General features: G+C 66.4%; 4 protein-coding genes. All 4 read right to left on the minus strand.

The window, feature by feature from the left end:
* Window positions 1-84: 84 nt before the first annotated feature.
* The 4 genes from ACFWIS_RS40285 to ACFWIS_RS40300 all read right to left on the minus strand — a co-directional run bounded on the left by ACFWIS_RS40285 (window position 85) and on the right by ACFWIS_RS40300 (window position 5,368).
* A complete protein-coding gene (locus ACFWIS_RS40285; RefSeq protein ID WP_380524378.1) occupies window positions 85-924 on the minus strand; it encodes a DUF3800 domain-containing protein in 840 nt (279 codons plus the stop codon).
* Between the two features lie 117 nt (window positions 925-1,041).
* Window positions 1,042-1,605 carry a DUF6262 family protein gene (locus ACFWIS_RS40290; RefSeq protein WP_380524379.1) on the minus strand — a complete coding sequence of 188 codons (564 nt, stop codon included), beginning with the start codon at window positions 1,603-1,605 and terminating at the stop codon, window positions 1,042-1,044.
* Window positions 1,602-4,181 (minus strand): tyrosine-type recombinase/integrase, encoded by a 2,580-nt coding sequence (locus tag ACFWIS_RS40295; RefSeq protein ID WP_380524380.1) that lies wholly within the window; start codon window positions 4,179-4,181, stop codon window positions 1,602-1,604. The genes ACFWIS_RS40290 and ACFWIS_RS40295 overlap by 4 nt, the downstream gene beginning before the upstream one ends.
* On the minus strand, window positions 4,178-5,368 hold the full coding sequence (locus ACFWIS_RS40300) for an integrase (RefSeq protein WP_380524382.1): 1,191 nt from the start codon (window positions 5,366-5,368) through the stop codon (window positions 4,178-4,180). Before ACFWIS_RS40300 ends, ACFWIS_RS40295 begins: the two co-directional genes overlap by 4 nt.
* Window positions 5,369-5,509: the final 141 nt, after the last annotated feature.

Consider the following 5,509-nt stretch of genomic DNA (forward strand, 5'->3'; position numbering starts at 1 on the left):
GTTTTCCGAACCGCCGCGAGTTCGCATCGCCTCTGAGCTGGGTGAATGCGTCGCGTTCATGTCCGGGACGCACTCACCTGGCAATCATGGCTGGGAAGCGGAGGGCTTCAGCCCGACGTTGTCGAAGTAGTCAAACTGCTTGTCCGGCAGCCCGAAACCCACCCAGCCCCTCCAGTACGTCTCCTCGCCGAAGGCCCGGTAGTAGAGGTTCGGGCGGTCGGGATAGATCACGACGCCAGCGCCGTTGATGGACCCGGTCGATCGCTTGTGCGCAAGCGGATAGAGGAGGTCCTTCAGGTCGACCGCACTTTGCCGGCCAGCGACCGCTGCAGTGGAGGCAGCCACGACTAGGTCCGCCAGCTGCAGATGTGGAACGTGATGGCTCGGTGCTGTGACGATGGGGAGGACGACCTTGCCCGGGGCGATGTACTCGGTGCCGTTGTCGGTGAGCGCGAGGGTGCTGGCAAGCCACTTGCCTTCCTGAGCTGAGCCGCCCCCCGGTTTGTCAGCGAACACGATGCCGACGTCGTCGTGGTCGCCCAGGTGCATCGAGATGCGCTCGTAGAGCCACTTGAGGATCTCGCGCCCGGCCTCCTCGACGGTGCAGCCGGTGTATGCGCGCGAGTGATCGAGGATGACAACCATTGATCGGATGTCCCGGTCGATGGCGGCCTGGAGCATCCGGCGTCGGAGATCTTTCACCAGGTCGCCGCCGGCGGTCGCAAGGAAGCTCTTCTTCGCGGGCTTCCACTTGATCTCTTCGTCGGCCGGAATCCCGAGGTCCTTCTTGATCCTCTGCAGGTCCTCGGCGAAGGGCAGCACGGACTTCTCCGGGACGCTGACACCTCCGAGGGCGATCAGATCGCCGACCCTTTCACGTGGGCAGTCCATCTGCCTGCTGTCGTCGATGAATATCAGCCGCATGGTCAGGCCGTTCTCCCGTTGATGATCTTGAATGGCAGGTCACCGCAGGGTGACGGAGACCATGGTCTCGACCGTCAACTCCGGACGCATCCGGATATGTTCCAACTAGATTGGCTGCTATTGGAGTTCGAGGATCTGGGCTTCGAGGGCAGCGATGCGCTTGTCGGCGAAGCGAAGGTTGGAGCGGGCGCCTTCGAGCCGCTCCTGCAGAGTTCGGTGCTCTTGGGTGAGCTGTTGGACGCGGTGCTTGAGGCTGGTGTTCTCGGTGACGAGGGCCTGGACGGACTCGCCGGGGACCATCTGGTCGAAGTCGCGGATCTGCCCCATGAGCTCGCCGATCTGCCGGCGCTGGGCCAGGACCTCCTTCTGGGTTCGGGTGAGCTCGGCCTCGGCGTTCAGCGCGCGCTCGCGCCAGGTCGCCTCGATCTGCTCGTGCTGCTGCTGAGCCAGGTGATCACAACGACTGCGGCTGTCGGCGACCGCATTCTTGACGAGTGCGCGGGCGTCCGCGTTCTCGTAGAGGAAGGTGGTGGACACGCCGGCCCGCTGGGCGATCCCGCGGATAGTCAGGTGGCCCCGCTCTCGTCGGAGCTGGCCGATCGCTGTTGCCACGCGGGACAGTTTGTCCTCGGTCTGTCGACGGCGGGCGGCGATGGCCGCCGTGGTGGACTCCGGTCTCATTCGGCATCGCCTCCTGGGGCGTGGTCTGCGAGTTTCTGGGCCTGGAAGGCCGTGCTCCAGACGCGGCCGAAGTAGTCCTGGGGGCGGCGAAGGTCGAGTGCGAGCGCGTCCTCCAAGAGGCCGACTGCGGCCAGGGCCTTCTCCAGGCCGTCGATGGCGCGGGCTGTGGGCTCGAATACCTCGTGGAGGAAGTCGGCGGTGGCACTGTCAGGGGCGCGTTCGGCGAGCATCCGCCACTGCTCGCGCTTGCGGTGCCAGTAGACGAGGTCGGCGCCGGACATGACGAACTTGTCGCAGTTGTGACAGTTCAGGTTCCAGGGGCAGGCGTCACCGTTCACGACTGGTTGGAAGGTGCAGAAGCCGCCTTCGGCGGGGGTGGAGGTGCGGCTGAGGTCGATGAGGAGGGCTTCGGCGCGTTCCCGGCTCATCGGCTCGATGTCCGACAGCACGATGCCGGGTTCGAGGGCGCCGGGGCCGGCGACCCAAACGGTTTCGAGGGCGGTGTTGAGTCGGGGGTCGGTGTTCGCGATGTGGACGTAGTGCTCGGCCATCGCCTCGGAAATTTGTCCGAGGTAGCGCTTCACGTGGGTCAGGTTGGCGCCGGCTTTGAGGAGGTTGGTGGCCAGGGTGTGGCGGGCCTGGTGAGCGACGGCCCGAAGCTCCAGGCTCTTGACCCAGGCGCTGAACAGCGTGGAGAACCAACCGTAGGAGACTCCCTTGATGCCCTGCTTGTTGCAGGTCGCGCGGGGGAACAGGGCCAGCTCCAGCCGCTCGGCTTGGGTGGGTAGGCGGCCGTTGCGTTGGACGAACCGGTCGGTGGTCTTGGCCTGGCGGGCCTGCAGGCGCTGAAAGAGCCGCTCGGAGATGCGGATTCCCTCGTCGAAGTTCCCGACCTTGGTCTGGTCGTGCCAGAACATCGGGATCTCGCCGTGCCGGTCAATGCAGTCCAGACGGACGTTCAACACCTCGCTGCAGCGTCGCCCGGTGACGACGAGGCCCTCCCAGATATCCCGAAGACCGCGGTCACCGCTGTCCAGGGCCTCCAGGGCCGTGAGGTTGGCCGGCGATGCCAGCGCCTTGGCGACCTCGTCGGAGAAGGGCTTGCGTCGGCCGACCTTCTTCTGGGACTGGGGCAGCGCGACGATGAATTCGCGGCCGAGACCGATGGCCTCTGAGGCTCCGGTCTCCAAGGCGCCGCGAAGCAGGCGTCGGACCCCGTTCAGGTTGTCGCAGGCGATGCCGTCCGACATCACGCTGGTGCCCTCGCGGCCCTGCTTGCGGAGTCCCAGCGACGGCAGTCCGTTCTTGGCCCGGTGTCGCTGATCGGCGATGAAGTCGACCATGTGGACGCTGGTCAGCGCCTCGGGGTCGTTCCCGCCTGCGGGGGCGCGGGCCAGGAGGAAGGCGGACAGCTCAATGACGCCGCGCCGCCTTTGGTCCACCGGCCATCGGGAACGGGACGGCTTGGCGATGAACTCCGCCGCCAAGTCGTCCCAGAGCAGGTCCCGCAGCCAGCGCTGTGAAATGCCGGCGAGGTCGATGTGGCTCTCGGCCTGCGGGAAGCGGACACCGAAGTGATCGGTCTCGATGAAGCCCGCTTCCTTGGTGTCCTCGCGAGTGAAGTAGGCGAGCCTCAGGTGTTTGAGCATCCCCTTGGCGACCTGCCGTGCGTGCAGGACGCAGGCGTCCAGGTCAAGGTCGACCAGGGAGTTCACGTCCTGTTCCCTGCAGCAGTCGGCAACCCGACCGATCCATGACAGCGGCCAGGTCGCGCCTTCCTTCGTTCCCTGGACGTGGTGGAACATCGTCCACTGGATCTCGGCTTTGGCCAGTGGCCGAAGCCCCAGAAGAGACACCTGGCCGTTCGCACGCCGTGTGGGGCCGGTCTCCGAACACCAGCGTCGAAATCGTGCCTCATCGGTGTAGAGGGTCTCGACGTGCCCGACCTTGGCCAGGGACCTCGACCAGTTCGTCGGCATGCGAGCGCCTCCAGGGCAGCCTTCGCGCTGGTACTGCCGGTGATGGCGGTAGCACAGACCGATCGGGAATCCTGCCTGCTCGGGGCAGGACAGGACCCGACAGCCGCCGAATGCGGTGTAGCGCCTGGCCGAGCCCAGCCAGGCGTCGAAGGTGAGCTCCTGGCCCGTCCGCGCGGCGTGGTCCCTGCGGCGTTGCGGCCACTGGTGTGCGTGCAGGTAGCAGAGTTGGTCATTGCTGAAGGACGGAATGCCGGGGCAGACGATGCAGTCGGGTGCGGCGTGCCACGAGAGTGACTTCAGCGGCTGGGCCGCCCTCAGGAAGTCGGTGATGTTGCCGCCCGACGCCTTCACCTGGGTCCACTCGCGCGAATGCGTCCAGCAGAACTCTCTGCCGTCTGCGGCCCGCCGGCAGCCTCCGACCGGGCAGAGCCAGCCGTAGTTCGGGTGGTGTCCGGGCACGCAGATGACGTCCTCGCGGAACAGCGGGTCGAAGGTCGGCGCCGCGATCAAAGTCCGCAGCAGTTCCAGGCGGTCGGTGGTCGTGCGCGACGCCACGGTGCCGTTCGCCACCATCGGCAGGAGGCGGAGAGCTGTCATTCCTCACCCCACACGCTCTTCAGTGCGGCGCCGAACTCCGGCGAGTGCAGGTCCGGGTGGCCGTAGACCTCGTCGACCATCTTGGCCGATGCCCAGTTCCCAGCCGCCTTCGCGACCAGCGGATCACCGCCGGAGGCGTCCATCACGTCATTGGTGAACTGGTGCCGGAATGCCTTCGGCGTGATCCGCCCCGGCAGGTCGGCGCGTCGGCCGGCCCGCCGGAGCATGCCCCGGGCGGCGTCCGCCGTCCAGGGCATGCCCCGGTTCGGGCCCGCCAACTGGATCAGCAGCATTCCGTGCCCGGCCGCGTGCTTTGCGTACTCGGTCGTCATGTACTTGAAGTAGCTGCTGATCATCGCCGGGCTGGCCCGGTAGATCTCCCCGCCCGTGATCACCCCGTCCACCACCCGCCAATCCGGCTTGATCTTCGCCGCGGCCCGGTTCGGGTTCCCCCAGCGATGGCAGACGTGCAGATGCGGGCTCCGGCACTCGCCGCAGGGCGCGTCGTCGCGCAGGTGGAGATCCGCCAGGTGCAGTCCGGTCAGACCGCCGATTCGCAAGCTGGTGTCGGAGAGCCAGGTCACGACCATCTCGTCGCGAGCGGTGTTCACCGCCGTCACCAGTTCCGGGCGGGCTCCCTCCGGGAGCATCTTCGGATGGCGCCGCTGCGGGCGCCCCCGGTTCCGTCCGTTCTTCGTCAGGGGGTTGGCCGGCGCCCGGGTCATGATGTGTCCCTTCAGGGCACGGTCCCGGTCCGCCTGTGTGGGAAGCCGTTGCAGGGCCAGTGCGAGCCGCAGCTCGTCGTTGATCCCGGAGGCCGTGCAGCAGTGGACGTAGAAGCCCTTCAGGCAGGCCGCCGCGACTCCGAGCGCCGACGTGTCGTAGGGGCGCTTCGGTGGGACCCTCCACGGCAAGCCGAACGGCATCGGCACCCGCGCCCCCACGGCCCCCATGTACCGATGCAGATCCACGAGGGTTACCGACTCGGTCGTCAGCCCTTCCCGAACTCGCCAGCGAAGGTGATCGACCAGGAAGTAGGCGTAGGTTCGCTGCGATCCCAGCCCGTCGTACAGCCGCAGGAAACTGTCGGCTTCGTCAATCACGAACGAATCGGGACCCACGATCGTGTAGTTCGATCCGCCGCCAGCTCGCTTCAGCTCCTGGACTCGAAGGTCCTGCAACACCATCGACCGACGCACGATCACTCCGCTCTTACACCTGTCTGTACGTCGCGGAGGGTTCCTTGCCGATCGGTAAATAATGCTGTTTCAGGACAAAAGGTCCATCAAACGGCACAATTAAGCAGCCACTGGGTAGTCGGTAAAGTC

Source organism: Kitasatospora sp. NPDC127060, assembly GCF_042724935.1.
GTDB lineage: Bacteria > Actinomycetota > Actinomycetes > Streptomycetales > Streptomycetaceae > Kitasatospora.

What these genes read in the sequence shown, in the direction of transcription:
- ACFWIS_RS40285 (WP_380524378.1), bottom strand. Translation starts at nt 924, where the DNA reads ATGCGGCTGATATTCATCGACGACAGCAGGCAGATGGACTGCCCACGT.
- ACFWIS_RS40290 (WP_380524379.1), bottom strand. Translation starts at nt 1,605, where the DNA reads ATGAGACCGGAGTCCACCACGGCGGCCATCGCCGCCCGCCGTCGACAG.
- ACFWIS_RS40295 (WP_380524380.1), bottom strand. Translation starts at nt 4,181, where the DNA reads ATGACAGCTCTCCGCCTCCTGCCGATGGTGGCGAACGGCACCGTGGCG.
- ACFWIS_RS40300 (WP_380524382.1), bottom strand. Translation starts at nt 5,368, where the DNA reads ATGGTGTTGCAGGACCTTCGAGTCCAGGAGCTGAAGCGAGCTGGCGGC.